This window comes from Janthinobacterium svalbardense (assembly GCF_002327145.1).
Taxonomy (GTDB): domain Bacteria; phylum Pseudomonadota; class Gammaproteobacteria; order Burkholderiales; family Burkholderiaceae_D; genus Janthinobacterium; species Janthinobacterium tructae.
In genome coordinates this window covers 387,784-408,090 of the sequence record NZ_CP023422.1, presented here as the reverse complement: position 1 = coordinate 408,090, position 20,307 = coordinate 387,784, and the positions used below count along the sequence as shown (strand labels likewise).

The window sequence follows — 20,307 nt, the reverse complement described above, 5'->3', positions numbered from 1 at the left end:
TTAACTTAGTTAAGTTTCTTGGCTTTTTCGATTGCTTCTTCGATCGTGCCGACCATGTAGAACGCTTGTTCCGGCAGGTGATCGAGTTCGCCCGAAGCGATCATTTTGAAGCCCTTGATCGTGTCTTTGAGCGAAACGTATTTACCAGGCGCGCCGGTAAAGACTTCAGCGACGTGGAAAGGCTGCGACAGGAAACGCTGCATCTTACGTGCACGGGCGACCAGCAGTTTGTCTTCCGGTGCCAGCTCGTCCATACCCAGAATCGCGATAATGTCGCGCAATTCCTTATAGCGTTGCAGGGTCGTTTGCACGGCACGCGCGGTGTCATAGTGCTCTTGACCAACGATCAACGGATCGAGCTGACGCGAGGTCGAATCGAGTGGGTCCACGGCTGGGTAGATACCCAGGGAAGCGATGTCACGCGACAGCGCAACGGTCGAATCCAAGTGAGCAAACGTGGTAGCAGGCGACGGATCGGTGTAATCATCGGCAGGAACGTAGACGGCCTGGATCGAAGTGATCGAACCGGTCTTGGTCGACGTGATACGCTCTTGCAGACGGCCCATTTCTTCAGCCAGGGTCGGTTGGTAACCCACAGCCGATGGCATACGGCCCAGCAGTGCCGAGACTTCGGTACCGGCCAGCGTAAAGCGGTAGATGTTGTCGACGAAGAACAGAACGTCCTTGCCTTCATCACGGAACGATTCAGCGATCGTCAGGCCGGTCAGCGCGACGCGCAGACGGTTACCTGGCGGTTCATTCATCTGACCGTAGACCATCGCCACTTTGGAGTTCTCTGGATTTTCCAGATCGACCACTTTCGCGTCAGCCATCTCGTGGTAGAAGTCGTTACCTTCACGCGTACGCTCACCCACACCGGCGAACACGGACACGCCGCTGTGCGCTTTGGCGATGTTGTTAATCAATTCCATCATGTTGACGGTCTTGCCTACGCCAGCGCCGCCGAACAGACCAACTTTACCGCCTTTTGCAAACGGGCAAACCAGGTCGATCACCTTGATGCCGGTTTCCAGCAGTTCTTGCGATGGCGACAGTTCGTCGTATGCAGGAGCGGTGCGGTGGATCGACGCGACTTGCTCGTGCGACACTGGGCCGCATTCGTCGATCGGGTTGCCCAGCACGTCCATGATGCGACCCAGGGTTGCTTTACCGACTGGCACCATGATAGGTTTGCCGGTATTCTGGATCATCATGCCGCGACGCAAGCCATCGGACGTGCCGAGTGCAATGGTACGGACAATGCCGTCGCCCAACTGCTGTTGTACTTCCAGGGTCAGTTCCGAGCCTGCCATCTTCAAGGCATCAAATACCTTAGGCATCGCGTTGCGGGGAAATTCAACGTCCACCACAGCGCCGATACACTGAACGATTTTGCCATCAGCCATGTTCGTTCCTTCAATATAGTTAAATTCGTTTAAACCGCAGCCGCACCGGCGACGATTTCGGAGAGTTCTTTGGTAATCGCAGCTTGGCGGGTCTTGTTGTAGATCAGCTTCAGTTCGCCGATCACACTACCCGCGTTGTCGCTTGCAGCTTTCATCGCGACCATCCGTGCCGATTGCTCGGACGCCAGATTCTCCGCGACTGCCTGGTACACCAGCGCTTCTACATAGCGCTCCAGCAATTCGTCGATGATGCTTTGCGCATCCGGCTCGTAGATGTAATCCCACGAGTGTGCGCTCTTGTCGGCGACCATCTTGTCAGCCGTCAGGGGCAGCAACTGTTCGACCACTGGTTCCTGCTTCATCGTGTTGATGAATTTGGTGTAGCACAGGTACACTGCGTCGAGCTTGCCTGCCTGGAACTCTTCGAGCATGACCTTGACAGGTCCGATCAATTTGTCCAGGTGGGGCGTATCACCAGTTTGAATGGCAGAAGCGACGATCTTGACGCCGATGCGATTCAAAAAACCCAAACCCTTGTTACCGATGGCAACTGCTTCAATCCGGTTGCCAGCTGCTTCCAGCTCGCGCGACTTGCTCGTCACCTGGCGCAGGATGTTGGTGTTCATGCCGCCGCACAGACCCTTGTCGGTCGTGACAACGATGAAACCGACTGCCTTCGCTTGCGTACCCTGGGCAACTGCCAGGAACGGGTGCGTGTATTCCGGATTGGCATTCGCCAGATTGGCGGCGATATTGCGAATCTTGTCACTGTAGGGACGGGCGGCACGCATGCGATCTTGCGCTTTGCGCATTTTCGATGCGGCGACCATTTCCATCGCCTTGGTGATCTTCTTCGTATTCTCTACGCTTTTGATCTTGCCACGTATCTCTTTGCTTGATGCCATGAGTCCTTACTCCTTCTGCGCGTAGGGCGGCGCCTCACTCGAGGTGGGCGCCGCCTGGCCGCTTAATATGCGCCGGATTTCTTGAAATCAGCAATGGCCGCCGACAGAGTTGCTTCGCTGTCTTTGTCGAGTTGCTTGGTTTCTTCGATCTTGGCCAGCAGAGCAGCTTGCTTGGTCTTCATGTAAGCGTGGACACCAGCTTCGAACGACAGCACTTGCTTGACTGGCACGTCGTCCATGAAGCCTTTGTTCACGGAGAACAGCGATACGGCCATCAGCGAGATCGACAGTGGCGAGTACTGGGCTTGCTTGAGCAATTCCGTCACGCGGGCACCACGGTCCAGCTGCTTGCGGGTCGACTCGTCCAGGTCGGATGCGAACTGCGCAAACGCGGCCAGTTCACGGTACTGCGCCAAGTCGGTACGGATACCGCCGGACAGGTTTTTGATGACCTTGGTCTGGGCAGCGCCACCGACGCGCGATACGGAAATACCGGCGTTAATTGCAGGACGGATACCGGCGTTGAACAGCGAGGTTTCCAGGAAGATCTGACCGTCGGTAATCGAAATCACGTTGGTTGGAACGAATGCGGACACGTCGCCAGCTTGCGTTTCAATGATCGGCAGTGCCGTCAGGGAACCGGTCTTGCCTTTGACGGCGCCGTCGGTGAACTTCTCGACGTAGGCGGCATTCACGCGTGCTGCGCGTTCCAGCAGGCGGCTGTGCAGGTAGAACACGTCGCCTGGGTAGGCTTCGCGACCTGGTGGACGGCGCAGCAGCAGCGAGATTTGACGGTATGCAACAGCTTGTTTGGACAGATCATCGTAGACGATCAGTGCATCTTCACCGCGGTCACGGAAGTATTCGCCCATGGCGCAACCGGAGTACGGCGAGATGTATTGCATGGCGGCCGATTCCGAAGCGGAAGCGGCGACAACGATGGTGTATTCCATCGCGCCGTGCTGTTCCAGCGAGCGCACGATGTTCTTGATCGACGAGGCTTTTTGGCCAATCGCGACGTAGATACATTTCATGCCCTGGCCTTTTTGATTGATGATCGCATCAATCGCCACAGCCGACTTGCCGGTTTGACGGTCGCCGATGATCAGTTCACGCTGGCCGCGGCCAACTGGAACCATCGCATCGATCGACTTCAGGCCGGTTTGCATTGGTTGCGAAACGGACTCACGGGCGATCACGCCCGGAGCGATTTTTTCAATCGCGGCCGTCAGTTTCGTGTCGATGGCGCCTTTGCCGTCGATGGGCTGACCCAGCGCGTTGACAACGCGGCCGAGCAGCTCAGGACCAATTGGCACTTCCAGAATGCGGCCGGTGCATTTCACCGTGTCGCCTTCGGAGATGTGCTCGTAGGCACCCAGAATCACGGAACCGACGGAGTCGCGTTCCAGATTCATTGCCAGGCCAAACGTGTTGCCTGGGAATTCCAGCATCTCGCCTTGCATCACGTCCGACAAACCGTGGATGCGGCAGATACCGTCGGCAACGGAAATAACCGTGCCTTGATTACGCACTTCAGCGCCGCCGTCAAGACCTTGGATCCGGCTCTTGATCAACTCGCTGATTTCAGATGGGTTGAGTTGCATACTAACTCCTAAAAGTGTTTCTCTCAGCTTGCGCGAGGGGTAAGGGTCTGTCTAAGCTGGCCTGCCGAAGCGCGTGTCTTACGACACCAATGCAGCGTGCAGTTGCTGCAACTTGGCGCGCACCGAGGTATCGAGCACTTGGTCGCCAACAACCACGCGCACGCCGCCGAGCAGCGATGGATCCACTGTGATGGCAGGGTTGAGCTTACGACTGAATTTCTTTTCCAGCGTTGCGACCAGCTCGGCCGTTTGGCCTTCGCTCAGATCGAAAGCGCTCGTGATCTCGGCGTCAGCCGCACCTTCCAGACCATTTTTCAAGGCATGGAATTGCGCGCCGATTTCCGGCAGCAGGCTGATGCGGCCATTTTCGATCAACAACGTGACGAAGTTTTTGACTTCTTCATTGAGCGGCGATTTCAACAACGACAGGATGGTGGCGGCGACGTCGCTTTCCGAAACTTTCGGATTGCGCGCGTACGCCTGCACCTCGGGGTGGCTACCGATCTGTGCCAGTTCGGACACCAGTTCGGACCACGCCGCGAGGTTGCTTGACTCCTTACCAGCTTGGGCTACGCGGAACAAAGCTTCCGCGTAGGGACGGGCGACGGTTGCGAGTTCTGCCATGATTACAGCTCGACAGCAAGACGCTGCAACATTTCGGCGTGAGCCGTAGCGTTGACTTCACGCTTCAAGATCTGCTCGGCACCCTTGACAGCCAGGTCAGCCACCTGAGCGCGCAATTGTTCGCGTGCTTTCGACAGTTGCTGTTCCGCGTCCGACTGGGCTTGCGCAATGATACGCGCCGCTTCAGCTTGTGCATTTTGCTTGATCTCTTCAGCAACCAGCTGCGCGCGCTTTTCAGCGTCCGCAACGCGTTGCGACGCTTCTTCACGTGCACTGTTCAATGCCTCTTGCGCACGCTTTTCAGCGACAGCCATCGAAGCCTGACCTTGATCGGCCGCAGCCAATCCATCCGCGATTCGTTTGGCACGCTCATCCAGCGCTGTGTTCAGCGCTGGAAATACGAACTTCATCGAGACCCAGACCAACACCGCGAAGGTGATCATCTGGCCGATGAGCGACATATTGATGTCCATACCTTTGCTCCTGACTAAAAGTTTCTCCTAGGATTGGAGCGAATTACTGAGCAACAGCAGCCATCAATGGAGCCAGGAACGGGTTAGCGAACGTGTACAGCAGAGCGATACCAACGCCGATCATCGAGATAGCATCCAGCAGACCAGCGATAACGAACAGTTTGGTTTGCAGTTGTGGCATCAGTTCTGGTTGACGTGCCGAAGCTTCCAGGAATTTGCCACCCAGAATAGCGAAGCCCAGAGCGGTGCCGATTGCGGCCAGGCCGATGATGATTGCTGCTGCCAGAACGGTCATGCTTTGTACTTGTGCGATCAGAGCTTGCATAAAATTCTCCTAAATTTAAAAACGAAAGATACTAAAAAAACAAAATATAAAGTTGCTGATTAATGTTTCTCAACCGCAAGGCTCAGATACACAACCGTCAACGCCATAAACACAAAAGCTTGCAAAGTTACAATCAAGATATGGAAAATTGCCCATGGACCACCCAACGCCCACTGTGCCCACCAAGGCAACAACGCGATCAAGATGAAAATCAGCTCGCCGGCATACATATTGCCGAACAGTCGCAGCGACAGGGAGATCAGTTTTGCAACCAACTCAACCATTTGCAGCAAGAAATTAACTGGTGCCAACAAGATCGTGCCGATGATGCCACTTGCATGGAAAGGCGCGGTAAACAATTCCTTGATCCAGCCACCCAGGCCCTTGGCCTTGATGGAAAACGCGATAATGCACACAACGACCGACAACGACATGCCAAAAGTATGGTTCACGTCGGCGGTCGGCACCACGCGCAGCTTGTGCACGCCAAACCAGCTCAACACTGTCGGCAGCAGGTCAACCGGGAGGAAGTCCATGGCGTTCAACAACCAGACCCACACGAAAATCGTGATGGCCAGCGGCGCGATGATCTTGCTTTTTGCGTGGAAGGCCCCATTAATAGTCTCATTGACCATTTCCATGATCATTTCGACGAAGTTTTGCAGTTTGCCAGGAACACCGGCCGTCGCGCGGCGCGAAGCCATGTAGAAAACGGCAAGGAAAACAAAGCCCATGATGGCAGACACCCAGAAGGTGTCCAGATTGAAGGCGCCATCGGCGCTTTTCAAGTGGGTCAAGTGGTGGCTGATGTATTCTGTGGCGTTGGCCGGGGCAGCATGGCCCGCTTCAATAGCGTGTTCTGTGGTCATAATGAATTTAGATTTGTCGTTTCAGAGCACAACAGGCCCCAAAACCAATGATTAAACAGCGAGCAATGAAAACCAGTATGCTAAGGTTGCCACCGCGAAACCCAAGATCAGCCATAACCAGGCGGCCGACTGAAACAACACCAGTGCCAATATAAACAGCACCGCTGTAATAAATATTTTCACCATTTCCGCACGCAAGTGCGCGCGAAAAGCCTTTTTGGCGTCGCTACTACCGCGAACCACCAGCAAGGCATACGCCAGACTGCCGGCGACGGCGATCGCACCGCCGCATGCGGCGGACCAGCCTCTCACACTACCACCGAAAAACAGGGTGACTGTGGCAAAGCTGATCACGATTGCTAGCTGCAAGGCAACTACTTTGTAGACGGGCTTGGCAATACTCTGTTGTGAATCACTCAATTGCCAGGTTCCCAAAAAAATCTACACACGCAAAGACACGGGATTATAGTTGGCTTTGATCTATAGAGTCAAACGTTGCTGCACCGCAGCAGGGCGATTGCGGCGTGAAACTGACGCTTTACCGACTATTCGCCGCCATTTGCACCACTATATGGCAAAGTCGCTTGTCTGGCCGCTTCCAGCCGTGTTATCAAGGAATCACGTGGTGCATCTGGAAAGCATGGCCGGATTGGCCACGCCGCACTCCCCATGTCGCTGCAGCTTGCTATTTAACCACGCAAGCGGGTCAACAAACCATCGAGCACGTCAAGATCGGCAAAATCGATCACTAATTGGCCACGGCCTTTGTTGCCCATTTTGAACACCACGGGCGTGGCCAGCGCATCGGACAACTCTTCTTCCAGGCGCGCGATGTCGCCGGACTTTTCCTTTTGCCGTGGCTCAACGGGGTTGGCCGCTTCTTCGACCGTGCGGGTGACGAGCTTTTCCGTTTCGCGCACCGACAGGCGCTTGGCCACGACCTGGTTGGCCAGGTTGATCTGGCTGGCCGCATCGACGGCCAGCAAAGCGCGCGCATGACCCATGTCGATATCGCCGGCCATCAGCATGGTCTGCACGGGACTGGCCAGGTTCATCAGGCGCAGCAGATTCGACACGGCGCTGCGCGAACGTCCCAGCGCAGTGGCCGCTTGCTCATGCGTGAAATTGAAGTCGGCGATCAGGCGGTGAATGCCCTGCGCCTCTTCCAGGGGATTCAAGTCTTCGCGCTGGATGTTCTCGATCAGCGCCATGGCCGCGGCGGCCAGGTCGTCCACATCGCGCACCAGCACCGGCACTTCCGTCAGTCCGGCCAGTTGCGAGGCGCGGAAACGGCGTTCACCGGCGATGATTTCATATTTGACAAGTCCGCTCAGGGTATCTTGCCCGATCGGGCGCACCAGGATAGGCTGCATCAGTCCTTGCGCCTTGATCGAGGCGGCCAGTTCATTCAGGGCCCCCTCGTCCATGCGCGTGCGCGGCTGGTATTTGCCGGCTTGCATTTGCGACACGGGCAAGCTGGAGGGTTGATGCGTGTCCGGGCTGGTGAAGTCGCCGCCACCACCCAGGAGGGCATCGAGTCCGCGACCCAGTCCTTTTAATTTTTTCGTAGCCATGCTGTCCTAATCGTGTTTTCAGAGTAAGCGCTCACATCATTCCTTGCGAGTCGCTCGCCCTTTGTTTACATATGTTTGATGCGCTCGACCATCTCGGCGCCGAAGGCGATATACGCCTGGGCACCTTTCGAGCTGGGGTCGAAGGTCACGCCGGGCAAGCCGTATGACGGCGCTTCGGCCAGGCGCACATTGCGCGGGATGATGGTCTTGAAGACCTTGTCGCCGAAATGCTGTTCCAGCTGGGCCGACACTTGTTGTGATAATGTCATGCGCGGATCGAACATCACGCGCAAGAGACCAATGATCTTCAAGTCCGGGTTCAGGTTGGCATGCACCTTCTTGATGGTGTTGACCAGGTCGGACAAGCCTTCCAGCGCGTAGTACTCGCACTGCATCGGGATGATCACGCCATGCGCGGCGCACAGGCCGTTCAAGGTCAGCATCGATAATGCCGGTGGGCAATCAACCAGGATGAAGTCGTATTCGCTGTCGACTTCGGCCAGCGCATCCTTCAGGCGGCGTTCGCGGTTGTCCAGTTCGACCATCTCCACTTCGGCGCCCGCCAGTTCGCGGTTCGACGGCAGGACATCGAAGCGCCCCGCTTCCGAACGCTGGCGTGCCGTCTTGACATCGGACTCGCCCAGCATGACTTCATAGGTGGACGCCTTCAGGCCGGCCTTGTTGATGCCGGCGCCCATGGTCGCATTGCCTTGCGGGTCGAGGTCGACCAGCAGCACGCGCTGGTTCAACTTGGCCAGGCCGGCGGAAAGGTTGACGCTTGTTGTGGTTTTACCAACACCACCCTTTTGATTTGCTACACAAAAAATTTTGGCCATGTATCTTCTAGTTGTAAAGAGATGCAAACTTCATCGTGCGCCTCGGCATCCGGCCGAAACGATTTATATTATTTATTTCATTTATACGATATAAATCGTTTATATGGTTTATATCATTTATACCGTATAAACTGTTTATATGATTTATACCGTTTAATTTTTCGGCCTTCACATTCTTGCTATAAAGACCAGATGACGCTCTGCATTTAGCCCTGGTACCTGGATTGCCTGTAATTGCGTCACTTGCCAGTCTGCTGGTAGTCTCTCGCGCTCGTCTGGCGGTGCCACCCCTTTCAAGGCGATGAATTGCCCGCCCTCGGCCAGCACATGGTGCGACCAGTTGACGAAGTCGGACAGGTCGGCAAAGGCGCGCGAGGTGATCACGTCAAATTTCTGCGGCACTTCCAGCTGTTCCACGCGCTTGGTGTACACGGTGACGTTGGCTAGCCCCAGTTCCGCCTTCACTTGCGTCAGAAAGGCCGTCTTCTTGTGCACCGTGTCGATCATCGACACCTTCACGTCGGGCCGCGCGATGGCCAAGACCATGCCCGGCAAGCCGCCACCGGCGCCCACGTCGAGCACGTTTTTGGCCTCCGCGAACGCGGGCACGGCCGCCAGCGAATCGAGCACGTGCAAGGTCAGCATCTGCATCGGATCGCGCACCGACGTCAGGTTGTACACGCTGTTCCATTTGGCCAGCAAGGCCAGGTAATCGAGCAGTTTTTCCGTCTGATCCGCGCTCAGGTCCAGCCCCAGCGCGGCGATGCCTTCATTCAAAATGGGGGCCAGTGCGGCCCGGTCAAACTGCTTCATTCAACAACCTCGTCCTTTAAAGTGGTGGTCTGCATTTCGGCCTGCCCTGCACCGAAGCCGCGCTTTTTCAAATGCACCAGCAGCAGCGAAATCGCCGCTGGCGTCACGCCGGAAATGCGCGAGGCCTGGCCCAGAGTTTCCGGGCGCTGCTTGTCGAGTTTTTGCCGCACTTCGACCGACAGCGCGCCGATATCGAGGTAATTAAAACCGGCCGGCAAGGCCAGGTTTTCATAGTGTTCGTGACGCTCGATTTCCTTGCTCTGGCGCTCGATGTAGCCCGCATATTTGAGCTGGATTTCCACCTGCTCGCGCACGGAGGGGTCTTCCACGCCGGGGCCGGCCAGGGCCTGGCCTTCGATGCCCGTCATGCTCATCAGCGTGTCGTAGGCGACGTTCGGGCGGCACAGCAAGTCCGCCAGCGAATACTCGCGCTCGATGGCCTGGCCGACGATGCGTTCCGATTCGGCGGCCGCCAGGATGCGCGGATTGACCCACGTGGAACGCAGGCGCTGCAGTTCCAGCGCCACCGCTTCGCGCTTGGTTTCGAAGGCTTGCCATTGGGCGTCGCCTACGCAGCCGAGGGTGCGGCCGATTTCCGTCAGGCGCATGTCGGCATTGTCTTCGCGCAGGCTCAAACGGTACTCGGCGCGGCTGGTGAACATGCGGTACGGTTCCTGCACGCCCTGGGTGATCAGGTCGTCGACCAGCACGCCCAGATACGCCTCGGAGCGGCCCGGTACCCAGGCTTCCTTGTCCTGCGTCAGCAGGGCCGCATTCAGGCCCGCCAGCATGCCTTGCGCAGCCGCTTCTTCGTAGCCCGTGGTGCCGTTGATCTGGCCGGCGAAGAACAGACCCGCCACGGCCTTGGTTTCCAGCGAGGCTTTCAAGCCGCGCGGGTCGAAATAGTCGTATTCGATGGCGTAACCGGGGCGCAGGATGTGCGCGTTTTCCATGCCCTTCATCGATTGCACCAGGGCGATCTGCACGTCGAACGGCAGGCTGGTGGAGATACCATTTGGATAGAACTCATGCGTCGTCAAGCCTTCCGGCTCGAGGAAGATCTGGTGCGATTCCTTGCCCGCGAAACGGTGAATCTTGTCTTCGATCGACGGGCAATAGCGGGGGCCCACGCCCTCGATGACGCCCGTGTACATGGGGCTGCGGTCGAGGCCGGCGCGGATGATGTCGTGCGTCTGGCTATTCGTGTGCGTGACCCAGCACGGTACCTGGCGCGGGTGCATGGCCGTGTTGCCCATGACGGAAAAAACGGGCACGGGATCGAGGTCGCCCGGCTGTTCTTGCATCACGGAAAAGTCAATCGTGCGGCCATCGATGCGCGGCGGCGTGCCCGTTTTCAAGCGGCCTTGCGGCAGCTTCAATTCCTTCAAGCGGGCGGACAGCGAAATGGCGGGCGGGTCGCCGGCGCGGCCGGCCGAGTAGTTATTCAAGCCCACGTGGATCTTGCCGTCGAGGAAAGTGCCGGCCGTCAGCACCACGGCGCGCGACAGGAACTTTAGGCCGATCTGCGTCACGGCACCGATGACCCGGTCGCCTTCGACGATCAGGTCATCGACCGCTTGCTGGAACAGCCACAAATTCGGCTGGTTTTCCAGGCGCGTACGGATGGCGGCCTTGTATAAAATACGGTCGGCCTGGGCGCGCGTGGCGCGCACTGCCGGGCCTTTCGAGGAGTTCAGGATGCGGAACTGGATGCCGGACTCGTCGGTGGCAATCGCCATCGCGCCGCCCATGGCATCGACCTCCTTGACCAGGTGGCCCTTGCCGATGCCACCGATGGAGGGGTTGCACGACATCTGGCCCAGTGTCTCAATATTATGCGTGAGCAATAGCGTCTTCTGCCCCATACGGGCGGAAGCGAGGGCCGCCTCGGTACCGGCGTGACCACCACCGACAACGATGACGTCGAATTCTGTAGGAAATAACATGATAAATAGGTAACAGTGCAAGTAAAAATGCGGGAAGAGAGCTCCGATTATAGAGTCTTTTTGCGAGTGCAACCTTCCTCGGGCCAATTTTTGCTTAATTTTTACTCAGCAGTGACAAGGAGGCGGTGATTTCTGTTTCACGTGGAACACGTCACTGGCCTGCGCTGGGGCTGCGGTGCTCGTGAATGTTTGCTACAATTGCCGCATCGTCCGCAACACCGTGGTCACGCCAGTGCCCATAGCGACGATCATCCAGGAGGACGGCCTCCCCCATCATGGGCACACACCGGGACGGCCCGCTCTGTATAAGGAGCCGCCATGGCCTGGATACTGTTACTCATTGCCGGCATATTGGAAGTCGTATGGGCATACTCGATGAAACTCTCCGAGGGTTTCACCCGACTCACCCCTACCGTCATGACCATCGTCATGATGATCGCCAGCTTCGGCTTGCTGTCAATTGCCATGCGCACCCTGCCCCTGGGCACGGCCTACACCATCTGGACCGGCATCGGCGCCGTCGGCGCCTTCATCGTCGGCATCGTTTTCCTCGGTGAGCAAGTCAGCACCATGCGCGTGTGCGCCGCCGTTCTCATCGTCTGCGGCATCGTGCTGATGAAACTGTCTTCCAGCCACTGAGAGGCATCCCCATGCTCCTCAAATGGAAACGCGGTGCGCTGGAGTGGGAATAAGCCCCGCTTCTGGTTCCACGTGAAACATGCGCACGGCGGGAAAGCGGAGTAAGCTGGGCTTCTGTCCTCACTGTCAGGAGTCTGCATGTCCGCCTTCCAGTTCCGTACCGTGCCCCATCTGATCGTTAAACCAGGCGCCGCCGCCCAACTGGGCGCGCACATCGCCCAGCACTTCCCGACCGTGCGCCGCGCCCTGCTCGTCACCGACGCGGGTTTTCTGCGTACAGGCCTGGCCGATGTTCCCCTGCACAGCTTGCAGGCGGCGGGGATCGAGGTCCACGTCTTTGCCGAGGTACAAGCCGATCCCCCCGAAGCGATCGTGCTGGCCGGCGTGGCCCAGGCGCAGATGTTTCACGTGGAACTGATTATTGGCCTCGGTGGCGGCAGCTCGCTGGATGTGGCCAAGCTGATTGCCGTGCTGGTGCCCGGCCACCAGGAACTGGCGCAACTGTATGGCATCGGCAATGTGCACGGCCAGCGCCTGCCCCTGGTGCAATTGCCCACCACGGCCGGCACGGGTTCGGAAGTGACGCACATCGCCATCGTCACCACGGGCGCCACCAGCAAGATGGGTGTGGTCGCGCCGCAACTGTATGCGGACCTGGCCATCCTCGACGCCAGCCTGACCGTGGGCTTGCCGCCCGCCATGACGGCCGCCACCGGCATCGACGCCATGGTGCATGCGATCGAAGCGTACACCAGCCGCCTGCTGAAAAATCCCTTGTCCGACATGCTGGCCACCCAGGCGCTGTCGCTGCTCTCCAGCAACCTGCTCACGGCCTGCCGCGATGGCAGCAACCTGCCGGCGCGCCAGGCCATGCTGCTGGGCGCCATGCTGGCCGGCCAAGCGTTTGCCAATGCACCGGTGGCAGCCGTGCACGCGCTCGCTTATCCCATCGGTGGTTTGTTCCACGTGCCACATGGCCTGTCGAATGCGCTGGTGCTGCCGCACGTGTTACGTTTCAATCTGTCTCACGCGGCACCGCTGTATGCGCAACTGGCGGCCGTCTTGCAGCCCGGCATCGTGGGCAGCGAGGAAGCGCGGGCCGTGGCCCTGATCGACGCCATGCAGGCGCTGGCGCGCGCCACCGGTATCGCGCGCACCCTGCGCGAGGTGGGCATCGCGGCCAGCGACCTGGACCGCCTGGCCGACGATGCCATGCTGCAGACGCGCTTGCTGGGCAACAATCCGCGCGTCGTCACCCGCGCGGATGCCCGCGCCATCTATGCGGCCGCGCTATGAGACTCAGTCGGGCACATCCACCACCGTCCCCGTCACACTGATCGCATTGCCTGCCGCTGGCGTCGACACTATCGCCGGCACGTTGATATTTGTGATCAAGGTTGACGTATCGGCGCGCGTCACCGTACGCACCACCTGCGAGGGCGGCAAGGCTTGCTTGGCAGACAGATGCGCATACATGGCATCGAGCACCCGGTTCAGGTACACGTGTAGCGGCACGATCAGGGTCGGCAAGGCGCTGCTGAAGGAATCGAAGTGGTTGGCATGAGTCACCTCGATATAGCGCAGCTGACTCTTGCTCCCTTCCACGGCGGCGTTCAGGCCAAGATAGGCGCGCGAAGCGTGATTGACGGGAATCAGGGTATCGCTGCGGCCGTGCACGATGATGGCCGGCTTGCCGTTCAGTTTGCCGCTGGCCGCTACCTCGGCCACGCCTGCCCGCACGCGCGCGCTCTGCCCTGCCAAAGTGCCTTCCAGGTTGGCGCCGCTGACGGCGTCGCGCCCCGTCGCCAGGCTGCGCAGGCACAGGAAGCCATCGAGCGACTGGTCCGCCAGACTGGTCGAGGGTGACACACCGGCCGTGTAGCCCTTGGCGCCACCCACGCTGTTCTCGTACACGACACTGCCGAGGATGCCGTTTTGCGCGGCAAAGCTGGCCGCCTTTTGCGCCGAAGTAAACGGGGTCGGATTGCCGCTGCCATCGGTCTGTGCAAACGTGAAACCGCACACCTTGTCCGTCACGGAGAATTTCCCATAGGCATACGCGTACGTGACAGCCACCAGGATATTCGTGCCCGCGTGCGCGGCCTGCAGCGGATCGGAATCAACTAGCCAGCCATACGCGCGCAGGCGCTGCTTCGCGTCCGCCTGCTGCGCCGCCAGGTCGGCGCCGTTCAACAAGCCCTTGGCTACCAGCGCCGTACAGCGTCCCGCATTGCCGGCCACGGACGCGATGCACGGCTGGTACAGGGCCGCATAGGTCGCGTAGTCGAACAGCGCGCGCCCCGGTGCGTTCACTACCACGCCACCCTGGCGCACGCTGTAGGCCGTGGACGGCTGCGGTTGCACCTGCGGCTCGCTGGCCGCCACGCCGCTGATCAAGCCTTGCGTATCCTGTTCCGCCGCCAGCAGGGCCGAGCCTGCGCCGTTGGAAATACTGGAGGCAATCGTGATGGTGTTCTTCGGCGTGAGCCGCACGATGCGCGCACTGCCATCGCGGGCCAGCACGCCATAGCGCTCGTTCAAAACGTAATACGCCATCTCGACCGCCTGCAGTGTCACCTTGCCCCAGTCCTTCTCGGGGTTCTGCTGCGAGTGCGCGTGCTTGAAGGCGATACGGTTCGGATTGGCACTAGCCCAAGCCAGCCGGTCGGCATCGCTCAAGTCGGGCGCGAAGAGCGCGCTCTTGCCGGCAGCCACCCTGCCCGCGCGCACGCCGTTCTGCAGGTTGACGCTGTCGTCGTCAAACACATACAGGCCCGTGCCGGAACCCTTGTCTGCATATGCCACGGCGCAGCCCTTCTTCAAGCCCCATTCGCCGGAACTGCCGATGGCGCCGTAGATGCCGCGCGAGCCGCTCGATGTGCCCGTGACGATGCAGGCGCGGTCCGGGTCGAAGCTGGCCGGCACCTGCACCATCAAGGTGACATTCTTCTTGCCCGTGCCATCGTCGGCATAGGCGATGTATTCGCTGCCCGCCACCAGGCCCTCGCCCGTGCCGACATTACCGCCGGCATCGACATTCGGTCCGTACAGGGTGCCGTAGCCGCTGTTGGCGGCAATGTCGAGCACGGCGCGGTAGTTGGCGTAGATCGCATTGCGGCGCAGTTCGAGCGGCGTCGGCTGTTCAGGATTCGCATACACGGGTGCGGCGCCCGCCAGCCCCGTCTTGCCCAGGCCGGCAGTCAGCAGATCGTTCGTCTTGCCGTCGTAGTCGGCGCGCGTGATGCTGCCCAGGTAACCGGGCATCTGGTTCAGTTCTTCCGGTGCATGGTTGCTGCCGCAGGCTGCCAACGCCAGCAGGGTGCACAGGCGCATGCCAGTCGTGCCCGCGCGCGTGATCGTCATTTGCATGGTGGGACTCTCCGTTGAAGTAACAGTGGACGCACAATGAAAAACGCCGGACGAATCGTCCGGCGTTGCTTGAAAATCAGACAGCGGCTTTGGCTGACCTGCCACCGAAGCGCGCGATGGCTTCGCCGACGATGCCGCGCCGGAACAGCAGCACGCAGATGACGAAAATCACGCCCGTGACCATGCCTACCGATTCGCCCAGAGTGCCGAACCACTCGATGCCCGTGTGCGTGGCCAGATAGGTGCCAACATCGCCCAGCTTGTTTTCCAGCGCGATGATCAATACAGCGCCGAGGATGGGACCGGCCATGGTGCCCATGCCGCCCACCAAGGTCATCAGCACGACCAGGCCCGACATGCCCCAGTACACATCGGTGAGGGTTTCAAAGCCCAGCACCAGGGTCTTGGTGGCGCCGGCCAGTGCCGCCAGCGAAGCGGACAGCACGATAGCCATCAGCTTGTACTTGTTGACGTCGTAACCCAGCGAGATGGCGCGCGGTTCGTTTTCCTTGATCGCCTTGAGCACTTGCCCGAACGGCGAGTGGATGGTGCGCACGATCAGGGCGAAGCCGGCGATGAAGATGGCCAGCACGAAGTAATACAGTACGGTGTCATTGCCCAGATCTATCATGCCCAGCAAGGTTCCACGTGGAACACCCTGCAAGCCATCCTCGCCGCCCGTGAACGGCAGGCGCAAGGCGAGGAAGTACACCATCTGCGCCAGCGCCAGGGTGATCATCGTAAAGTAAATGCCCTGGCGGCGGATCGCCAGGCCGCCGATCACCAGGCCCAGCAAGGCGCCCGTAGCGACGCCAGCCAGCAAGCCCAGTTCCGTTGGCCAGCCCCAGGTGCGCAGCGCGTAGCCGGTGACATAGCCGGCGCCGCCAAAGAAGGCCGCATGACCAAACGACAGCAAGCCCGTGTAGCCGATCAGCAAATTGAACGCGCAGGCAAACAGGGCAAAGCACAGCAACTTCATCAGGAAGACGGGATAGCCGTAAAACGGGGCCGCCAATGCCAGCAGCAAGGCAATGGCGTAGCCTACATTCTTATTCATCGTGGTAGCTCCAATACATGACTGATGAGAATTACTTTTCTTTGCCGAACAGGCCGGCGGGACGCAGCAGCAGCACGATGACCATCACCACGAAGACCACGGTGGCTGAGCCTTCCGGGTAGAACACGCGGGTCAGGCCCTCGATCACGCCCAGGCCCAGGCCCGTCAGGATGGAGCCCATGATGGAACCCATGCCACCGATCACCACCACGGCAAACACGACGATGATGAGGTTCGAGCCCATCAGCGGCGAGACCTGGATGATCGGCGCCGCCAGCACGCCGGCGAAACCGGCCAGCGCCACGCCGAAGCCAAACGTCAAGGTCACCATCAGCGGCACGTTGATGCCGAACGCTTCCACCAGTTTCGGGTTTTCCGTGCCGGCCCGCAGGTAGGCGCCCAGCTTAGTTTTTTCGATGACGAACCAGGTCGCCAGGCAGACGGAGAGCGAGGCGATCACCACCCAGGCGCGGTAGTTCGGCAAGATCATGAAGCCCAGGTCCGTCGCGCCGGACAGCGCTTCAGGCACGGCATACGGCTGGCCCGAGACGCCATAGAAGGAGCGAAACACGCCTTCCATGATCAGGGTAATGCCAAAGGTCAGCAGCAAGCCATACAGGTGGTCGAGTTTATACAGCCAGCGCAACATGGTCTTTTCGATCAGGATGCCGACCAGGCCGACAAGGATCGGGGCGATGACCAGCATGGCCCAGTAATTGATGTCGAAATAACTGAGGCCCATCCAGGCCAGGAAGGCGCCCATCATGTACATGGCGCCGTGCGAGAAATTAATAACGTTGAGCAAGCCGAAAATGACGGCCAGACCGAGGGACAACATGGCATAGAACGAGCCGTTGACGAGACCCAGCAGCAGCTGGCTCATCATCGCTTGTATTGGAACGCCGAAAATTTCCATGGCATCACAGTATAAAAAGCACCGCCGGGTAGCGGTGTGGTATCAAGGGAAACGCGCCACCGCAAACGGCTGCAGCGGCGCAAGGCGAACCCTGCGAGCGAAGCGCGTGCAGGACAGAGCGCCCGCGCAGCGGCGGGCACTCCATGGATGTTGCTACAGCCTTACTTCCACAACGAACACTTTGATTCAGCCTTGGTCACATACGCTTGCGCACCGGGCACGGTAGCGACCACCTTGTAGTAATCCCATGGGTATTTCGACTCGGACGGTTTCTTCACCTCCATCAAATACATATCGTGCACCATGCGGCCATCGGGACGCACTTCGCCATTCTGCGTGAACATGTCGTTGATCTTGGTCTTCTTCAGATACGCCATGACTTTTTCGGTGTCATCCGTCCCCAGCGCCTTGACGGCTTTCAGGTAGGTCGCCGCGGCCGAATAGTCGGCTGCCTGCAGCATCGACGGCTCTTTCTTCATCTTGGCGAAATAGCGTTTCGACCAGGCGCGCGTGTCCGCATTCAAGTCCCAGTACCAGCCATCGGTCAGGTACATGCCCTGCGTCAGGTTCAGGCCCAGCGAATGGATGTCATTGATGAAGATCAGCAGGCCGGCCAGTTTCATCGATTTCGTCAGGCCGAACTCGTTGGCTGCCTTGATGCTGTTGATGGCGTCGCCGCCCGCATTGGCCAGACCCAGGATTTGCGGCTTGGACGCTTGCGCCTGCAGCAGGAAGGAAGAGAAATCCGAGGCGCCCAGCGGATGCTTGACGCTGCCCAGCACCTTGCCGCCGGCCGCCTTGACAACCTCGGCTGTGTCTTTTTCCAGCGAATGGCCAAACGCATAGTCGGCCGTCATGAAGTACCAGTTCTTGCCGCCCTGCTTGACGATGGTGCCGCCCGTCCCGCGCGCCAACGCCACCGTGTCATAAGCGTAATGCACGGTGTAGGGCGTGCACTCTTCATTCGTCAGGCGCGAGGAGCCGGCGCCGATGGCAATAAAAACTTTCTTCTTTTCCGCCGCCACCTTGGCCATGGCCAGGCTGGCGCCGGAATTGGTGCCGCCGATCAGCATGTCGACACCTTGCTGGTCGAACCATTCGCGCGCCTTCGAGGCGGCGATGTCGGCCTTGTTTTGATGGTCGGCGGAAATAAATTCCACCTTTTTGCCGGCCAGTACCACGCCGGCATCGGCGATCGCCATCTTGATGGCTTCCGCGCCACCGAGGCCGTCGACGTCGGAGTACACGCCGGACATGTCGGAAATAAAACCGATCTTGATGGTGTCGCCCGATACCTGGGCGTGCGCGGCGCTGGACAAGCCCAGTGCAGACAAGGTGCACAGAGTGGCGGTGGCAATGGCGATAGCGTTACGTTTCATAGTGTCTCCGTTGGGATTATTGTTTGCTATTTAAACGATTGCTCGACGACGATACAGAACTACATGGGCATTACACGCCAAGCAGCTCGGTCAATACCGGCATCTTGGCTTCCAGTTCGGATGCAGCAAAAGTCTCGACGATCTGACCGTGCTCCATCACATAAAACCGGTCCGCCAGCGGTGCGGCAAACCGGAAATTCTGTTCCACCATGACGATGGTGTAACCCTTCGCTTTCAGGGTGGTGATCATGCGCGCCAGCCCTTGGACGATGACGGGCGCCAGGCCTTCGGAAATTTCATCGAGCAGCAGCAGGCGCGCGCCCGTGCGCAGGATGCGCGCCACGGCCAGCATCTGCTGTTCCCCGCCCGACAATCGCGTGCCCTGGCTGTGGCGGCGTTCCTGCAAATTCGGGAACATGGCGTAGATTTCCTCGACCGACATGCCCTTCTCGCCGCTGGCCAGGGTCGGCGGCAGCATCAGATTTTCCTCCGTCGACAGCGAGGAAAAAATGCCGCGCTCTTCAGGACAATAGCCGATGCCCAGGTGGGCGATTTTGTGCGTGGCCAAACCTATCGCTTCGACGCCATTGACTTTGATGGAACCCGTGCGTGCGCCCGTCAGCCCCATGATGGCGCGCAAGGTGGTCGTGCGGCCGGCGCCATTACGGCCCAGCAAAGTCACCACTTCGCCCTGCTCCACTTTCAGGTTCACATCGTGCAGGATGTGCGATTCGCCATACCAGGTGTGCAGTTGTGCAATTTCCAGCGCGGGTGCCTTGTTACTAGCGGTCATCAATGTGCCCCTTCCAGTTCGGCGTGGGTGGTGCCCATGTACGCTTCCATCACTTGCGGATTACGCGACACTTCCGCGTAACTGCCTTCGGCCAGCATGGCGCCGCGCTGCAGGACGGAAATCTTGTCGCAGATGCCAGAGACCACGCTCATATTGTGTTCCACCATCAAAATGGTGCGGCCGACCGAGACTTTCTTGATCAGTTCGGTGACGCGGTGCACATCTTCGTGGCCCATGCCCTGGGTCGGTTCGTCGAGCAGCATCATTTCCGGTTCCATCGCCAGGGTGGTGGCAATTTCCAGCGCCCGCTTGCGACCGTACGGCATGTCGACCGTGATGGTGTCGGCAAACTCCGTCAGGTCGACTTCGGCCAGCAAGGCCATGGCGCGGTCGTTGAGCTGGTTCAAGGAACGCTCACTCTGCCAGAAGTGGAACGAGGTACCGAGTTGGCGCTGCAAGCCGATACGCACATTTTGCAGCACGGAGAGATGCGGGAAGACGGCGGAAATCTGGAAGGAACGGATCACGCCCATACGGGCGATCTGCGCCGGTTTGGCAGCCGTAATATCTTTCCCATTGAACAGGATCTGTCCACCGGTGGGGACCAGGAATTTGGTGAGCAAGTTGAAACACGTGGTCTTGCCGGCGCCGTTAGGACCGATCAAGGCGTGGATATGGCCCCGCTCTACCTTCAGGTTCACCTCGCTCACTGCGGTGAAACCCTTGAATTCCTTGGTCAAATTTCTTGTTTCCAAGATTATGTTTGACATCGTGTCTCC

20 protein-coding genes are annotated in these 20,307 nt (G+C 59.1%); 2 read left to right on the top strand and 18 right to left on the bottom strand.

All coding sequences use genetic code 11. The features are described 5' to 3' along the window. Positions 1-5: 5 nt before the first annotated feature. The 12 genes from atpD to mnmG all read right to left on the bottom strand — a co-directional run bounded on the left by atpD (position 6) and on the right by mnmG (position 11,375). Complete coding sequence (atpD, locus tag CNX70_RS01695; RefSeq protein WP_071080005.1) at positions 6-1,406, bottom strand: F0F1 ATP synthase subunit beta; 1,401 nt, start codon at positions 1,404-1,406, stop codon at positions 6-8. Positions 1,407-1,435: 29 nt separating this feature from the next. Then, complete coding sequence (gene atpG, locus CNX70_RS01690) at positions 1,436-2,311, bottom strand: F0F1 ATP synthase subunit gamma (RefSeq protein WP_070218929.1); 876 nt, start codon at positions 2,309-2,311, stop codon at positions 1,436-1,438. A 62-nt stretch (positions 2,312-2,373) separates the two neighbouring features. After that, entirely contained in the window at positions 2,374-3,915 is a 1,542-nt protein-coding gene (gene atpA, locus CNX70_RS01685; RefSeq protein ID WP_096232956.1) for a F0F1 ATP synthase subunit alpha, read from the bottom strand. A 78-nt stretch (positions 3,916-3,993) separates the two neighbouring features. Beyond that, positions 3,994-4,539, bottom strand: a complete 546-nt coding sequence (locus CNX70_RS01680; protein ID WP_096232954.1) for a F0F1 ATP synthase subunit delta — start codon at positions 4,537-4,539, stop codon at positions 3,994-3,996. A gap of 2 nt (positions 4,540-4,541) precedes the next feature. After that, positions 4,542-5,012, bottom strand: a complete 471-nt coding sequence (locus tag CNX70_RS01675) for a F0F1 ATP synthase subunit B (RefSeq protein ID WP_096232952.1) — start codon at positions 5,010-5,012, stop codon at positions 4,542-4,544. Positions 5,013-5,055: 43 nt separating this feature from the next. Next, on the bottom strand, positions 5,056-5,337 hold the full coding sequence (atpE, locus tag CNX70_RS01670; RefSeq protein ID WP_010393790.1) for a F0F1 ATP synthase subunit C: 282 nt from the start codon (positions 5,335-5,337) through the stop codon (positions 5,056-5,058). 59 nt (positions 5,338-5,396) lie between these two features. Beyond that, the gene (gene atpB / locus CNX70_RS01665; RefSeq protein WP_096232950.1) at positions 5,397-6,206 is read right to left on the bottom strand and encodes a F0F1 ATP synthase subunit A; all 810 of its coding nucleotides are present in this window, start codon (positions 6,204-6,206) and stop codon (positions 5,397-5,399) included. Positions 6,207-6,257: 51 nt separating this feature from the next. Next, a complete protein-coding gene (locus CNX70_RS01660) occupies positions 6,258-6,626 on the bottom strand; it encodes an ATP synthase subunit I (protein ID WP_096232948.1) in 369 nt (122 codons plus the stop codon). A 269-nt stretch (positions 6,627-6,895) separates the two neighbouring features. Continuing rightward, positions 6,896-7,780, bottom strand: a complete 885-nt coding sequence (locus CNX70_RS01655) for a ParB/RepB/Spo0J family partition protein (RefSeq protein WP_096232946.1) — start codon at positions 7,778-7,780, stop codon at positions 6,896-6,898. Between the two features lie 65 nt (positions 7,781-7,845). Continuing rightward, positions 7,846-8,616 carry a ParA family protein gene (locus tag CNX70_RS01650; RefSeq protein WP_096232943.1) on the bottom strand — a complete coding sequence of 257 codons (771 nt, stop codon included), beginning with the start codon at positions 8,614-8,616 and terminating at the stop codon, positions 7,846-7,848. Positions 8,617-8,784: 168 nt separating this feature from the next. Then, positions 8,785-9,429 (bottom strand): 16S rRNA (guanine(527)-N(7))-methyltransferase RsmG, encoded by a 645-nt coding sequence (gene rsmG, locus CNX70_RS01645; protein WP_096232941.1) that lies wholly within the window; start codon positions 9,427-9,429, stop codon positions 8,785-8,787. Further along, positions 9,426-11,375 carry a tRNA uridine-5-carboxymethylaminomethyl(34) synthesis enzyme MnmG gene (mnmG, locus tag CNX70_RS01640; RefSeq protein ID WP_096232939.1) on the bottom strand — a complete coding sequence of 650 codons (1,950 nt, stop codon included), beginning with the start codon at positions 11,373-11,375 and terminating at the stop codon, positions 9,426-9,428. The genes rsmG and mnmG overlap by 4 nt, the downstream gene beginning before the upstream one ends. A 318-nt stretch (positions 11,376-11,693) precedes the next feature. Between mnmG and CNX70_RS01635 the strand changes: the two genes are divergently transcribed. After that, positions 11,694-12,014: a DMT family transporter gene (locus CNX70_RS01635; RefSeq protein WP_096232937.1), complete on the top strand. Its 321-nt coding sequence runs from the start codon at positions 11,694-11,696 to the stop codon at positions 12,012-12,014. A gap of 138 nt (positions 12,015-12,152) precedes the next feature. Beyond that, positions 12,153-13,310, top strand: a complete 1,158-nt coding sequence (locus CNX70_RS01630; protein ID WP_096232935.1) for an iron-containing alcohol dehydrogenase — start codon at positions 12,153-12,155, stop codon at positions 13,308-13,310. 3 nt (positions 13,311-13,313) lie between these two features. Here CNX70_RS01630 and CNX70_RS01625 read toward each other — a convergent pair whose 3' ends face one another. From CNX70_RS01625 to CNX70_RS01600, 6 genes are all read right to left on the bottom strand, one after another. Then, on the bottom strand, positions 13,314-15,377 hold the full coding sequence (locus CNX70_RS01625) for a 3-hydroxybutyrate oligomer hydrolase family protein (protein ID WP_425269245.1): 2,064 nt from the start codon (positions 15,375-15,377) through the stop codon (positions 13,314-13,316). Positions 15,378-15,459: 82 nt separating this feature from the next. After that, positions 15,460-16,440, bottom strand: coding sequence for a branched-chain amino acid ABC transporter permease (locus tag CNX70_RS01620; RefSeq protein WP_096232930.1), 981 nt, complete (start codon positions 16,438-16,440; stop codon positions 15,460-15,462). A 31-nt stretch (positions 16,441-16,471) separates the two neighbouring features. Then, on the bottom strand, positions 16,472-17,356 hold the full coding sequence (locus CNX70_RS01615; RefSeq protein WP_096232927.1) for a branched-chain amino acid ABC transporter permease: 885 nt from the start codon (positions 17,354-17,356) through the stop codon (positions 16,472-16,474). Between the two features lie 161 nt (positions 17,357-17,517). Next, positions 17,518-18,735 (bottom strand): ABC transporter substrate-binding protein, encoded by a 1,218-nt coding sequence (locus CNX70_RS01610; protein WP_096232925.1) that lies wholly within the window; start codon positions 18,733-18,735, stop codon positions 17,518-17,520. A 70-nt stretch (positions 18,736-18,805) separates the two neighbouring features. Next, on the bottom strand, positions 18,806-19,528 hold the full coding sequence (locus CNX70_RS01605) for an ABC transporter ATP-binding protein (RefSeq protein WP_071080021.1): 723 nt from the start codon (positions 19,526-19,528) through the stop codon (positions 18,806-18,808). Beyond that, a complete protein-coding gene (locus CNX70_RS01600) occupies positions 19,528-20,298 on the bottom strand; it encodes an ABC transporter ATP-binding protein (protein WP_096232923.1) in 771 nt (256 codons plus the stop codon). Before CNX70_RS01600 ends, CNX70_RS01605 begins: the two co-directional genes overlap by 1 nt. Between the last annotated feature and the right edge of the window lie 9 nt (positions 20,299-20,307).